This is a genomic window from Rhizobacter sp. P3_C12 (assembly GCF_056402735.1).
Genome location: NZ_JBFUGW010000450.1, coordinates 1 through 3,242 on the forward strand (window position 1 = coordinate 1; position 3,242 = coordinate 3,242).

The window sequence follows — 3,242 nt, forward strand, 5'->3', positions numbered from 1 at the left end:
GCGCCTGCGTGATCGGCATGCCGATCACCTTCGCGGCACGCGCGACGCGCAGCGTGACCGGCTTGCGCGCCGGCAGCGCGACGGTCTGGTCGTCCATCGGGCCGGCCTCGCCGCCGCAGATCTCGAGGATCAGCTGCGTGATGCGCTCGATGTGCTCGACCGTCTGCGCCGGATCGACGCCACGCTCGAAGCGGTGGCCCGCATCGGTCGTGAAATTGAAGCGGCGCGAACGACCCGACACCGCCTCGGGCCACCAGAACGCGGCCTCGACGTAGACGTTGCGCGTCGCATCGGACACCGAGGTCGCATCGCCGCCCATGATGCCGGCCAGCGACTCGACGGCCTCGGCATCGGCGATCACGCCGACCGCCGCATCGACCTCGATCGTGTTGCCGTTCAGCAGCTTCAGCTGCTCGCCCGGCCTGCCCCAGCGCACCGTGAGGCCGTGGTGGATCTTGTCGAGGTCGAAGATGTGCGACGGGCGGCCCAGTTCGAACATCACGTAGTTCGAGATGTCGACCAGCGCGGTCACCGAGCGCTGGCCGCAACGGGCCAGCCGGTCGACCATCCAGGCCGGCGTCTTCGCGGTGGTGTTGACGTTGCGCACGATGCGGCCCGAGAAGCGGCCGCACAGGTCGGGCGCCTCGACCTTCACCGGCAGCACGGCAGCGTGCTTCACCGGCACCGGCTTGAACGCAGGCGTCTTCAGCGGCGTGCCGGTCAGCGCGGCGACCTCGCGCGCGACGCCGAACACGCTCAGGCAGTGCCCGAGGTTCGGCGTCAGCTTCAGCGTGAACAGCGTGTCGTCGAGCGACAGGTGCTTGCGGATGTCCTCGCCGAGCGGCGCGTCTTCGGCCAGGATCAGCAGGCCACCGTGGTCCTCGGACAGCTTCAGCTCGCGTGCCGAGCACAGCATGCCCTGGCTCTCGACGCCGCGCAGCTTGCCGAGCTTGATCTCGAAGGGCTTGCCGTCCTCGCCAGGGGGCAACACCGCGCCCACCAGCGCGCACGGCACCTTCAGGCCCGCGGCGACATTGGGGGCGCCACAGACGATGTTGAGCAGGCTGCCGCTGCCGACATCGACCTGGCAGACGTTCAGCCGGTCGGCATTCGGATGGCGCTCCAGCGACACGACGCGCCCGACGACCACGCGGCTGAAGGGCGGCGCCACCGGGCGCAGCTCTTCGACCTCCATGCCGGACATCGTCAGCAGCTCGGCCAGGGCCTTCGTCTCAAGGGGCGGATTGCAGAACTCACGCAACCACGACTCGGGGAATTGCATTGATGGGTCTTCCGCTGGTTACTTGAACTGGCTGAGGAAACGCAGGTCGCCGTCGAAGAACAGGCGCAGGTCGTTGACGCCGTAGCGCAGCATCGCCAGGCGGTCGATGCCCGAGCCGAACGCGAAGCCGATGTAGCGCTCCGGGTCGAGCCCCATGTTGCGCACCACCTGCGGGTGCACCTGGCCGGAGCCGGAGACCTCGAGCCAGCGGCCCTTCAGCGGCCCGCTCTCGAACATGATGTCGATCTCGGCGCTCGGCTCGGTGAACGGGAAGTAGCTCGGGCGGAAGCGCAGCGCGAGCTCGCTGGTCTCGAAGAAGGCCTGGATGAAGTCCAGGTACATCGCCTTCAGGTCCTTGAAGCTGACGTTCTCGCCGATCCACAGGCCCTCGACCTGGTGGAACATCGGCGAGTGCGTCGCATCGCTGTCGACGCGGAAGGTGCGGCCCGGCGCGATCACGCGGATGTCGGGCATGTGCGCCTGGCCGGCGTACTTCGCGGCATGGGCGCGCGCATGGCGCACCTGCATCGGCGAGGTGTGCGGGCGCAGGTTCAGCCAGTGGCCCTCGTCGTCCTTCATATCGACGTAGAAGGTGTCCTGCATCGAGCGCGCCGGATGGTTCTCCGGGTTGTTCAACGCGGTGAAGCTGTACCAGTCGGTCTCGATCTCGGGGCCGTCGGCCACGTCGAAACCCATCGAACCGAAGATCGCCTCGATGCGCTCCATCGTGCGCGTGATCGGGTGCACGCTGCCGGTGCCGCGCTTGCGCCCGGGCAGCGTCACGTCGAGCGACTCGGCCTTCAGCTGCGCCTGCAGCTCGGCATCGGCCAGGCCCTGGCGGCGCGCGTTCAGCGCGGCCTCGATGCCCTGCTTCGCGGCGTTGATCTCGGCACCGCGCGATTTCTTCTCGTCGCCCGCGAGCCCGGCCAGCGACTTCAGCAGCTCGGTCACGCGCCCGGCCTTGCCGAGGTAGCGCGCCTTCGCGTTCTCGAGATCGGCGGGTGCAGTCGCCTGCGCGAAATCGGCGTGCGCGGCCTGCACCAGTAGATCGAGGTCGTTCATCGGTAGAGGATGGATGGTCGGTTCAAGAAACAAAAAAGGCCGCACACGAGGTCGGCCTTGGAGAGCTTGCCCCGGCGGCTGCGAACAGCCTTCGGGGACTTGCGTGGCACCGGCTGCACAGCGTGTGCGCGAGCCGGCGCGATCACGACATCAAGCGAGCTGGGCCTTCACCTTCTCCACGATGCTGCCGAAAGCGGCAGGATCGTTGACTGCCATGTCGGCAAGAACCTTGCGGTCGATCTCGATCGACGCCTTCTTCATGCCGTTCATGAACTTGCTGTAGGTGATGCCCAGGCCACGGGCCGCGGCGTTGATGCGCGCGATCCAGAGCTGGCGGAACACACGCTTCTTGGTGCGGCGATCGCGATAGGCATATTGCCCAGCGCGCATGACCGCTTCCTTGGCGATGCGGAATACATTCTTGCGACGGCCGCGGTAACCCTTGGCGAGTGCGAGAATTTTCTTGTGACGAGCGCGGGCTGTTACACCACGTTTGACGCGAGGCATGGATTACTCCTTCTGGAAGTGTTTCTGAAACCGTGAGATCAGCAGTGGCAGATCACAGCCCGGCGAAGGGCAGCATCTGAGCCATGTGACCCATGTTGGTCTCGTGCACGCCGACGGCACCACGCAGGTGGCGCTTGTTCTTCGTGGACTTCTTCGTGAGGATGTGGCGCTTGAACGCCTGGCCCCGCTTGACGGTGCCACCCGGACGGACGCGGAAACGCTTCGCAGCGCTCTTCTTGGTCTTCATTTTGGGCATGACTGCTCCTTTTTCGTTGCTCCACCAGGCGCCCGCAAAGAACTTGCGGTCTTGTTGGCCTGGAGGGGCTTCTTGCAACGCGCCGGTGACCAGACCGGCGCGCTGAACTCTCAAAACTTCGACGCTATTCGGTAT

At 66.3% G+C, this 3,242-nt stretch carries 4 protein-coding genes; all 4 read right to left on the bottom strand.

Translation table 11 applies throughout. From position 1 onward, the window contains the following. On the bottom strand, positions 1–1,282 hold a 1,282-nt coding region (pheT, locus tag AC1DXV_RS32960; RefSeq protein WP_477937722.1), incomplete at its 3' end, for a phenylalanine--tRNA ligase subunit beta. Positions 1,283–1,300: 18 nt separating this feature from the next. Continuing rightward, on the bottom strand, positions 1,301–2,344 hold the full coding sequence (gene pheS / locus AC1DXV_RS32965; protein ID WP_477871301.1) for a phenylalanine--tRNA ligase subunit alpha: 1,044 nt from the start codon (positions 2,342–2,344) through the stop codon (positions 1,301–1,303). A 150-nt stretch (positions 2,345–2,494) separates the two neighbouring features. Beyond that, positions 2,495–2,851 (bottom strand): 50S ribosomal protein L20, encoded by a 357-nt coding sequence (rplT, locus tag AC1DXV_RS32970; RefSeq protein ID WP_047511792.1) that lies wholly within the window; start codon positions 2,849–2,851, stop codon positions 2,495–2,497. A 52-nt stretch (positions 2,852–2,903) separates the two neighbouring features. Further along, a complete protein-coding gene (rpmI, locus tag AC1DXV_RS32975) occupies positions 2,904–3,107 on the bottom strand; it encodes a 50S ribosomal protein L35 (protein ID WP_047511790.1) in 204 nt (67 codons plus the stop codon). Positions 3,108–3,242: the final 135 nt, after the last annotated feature.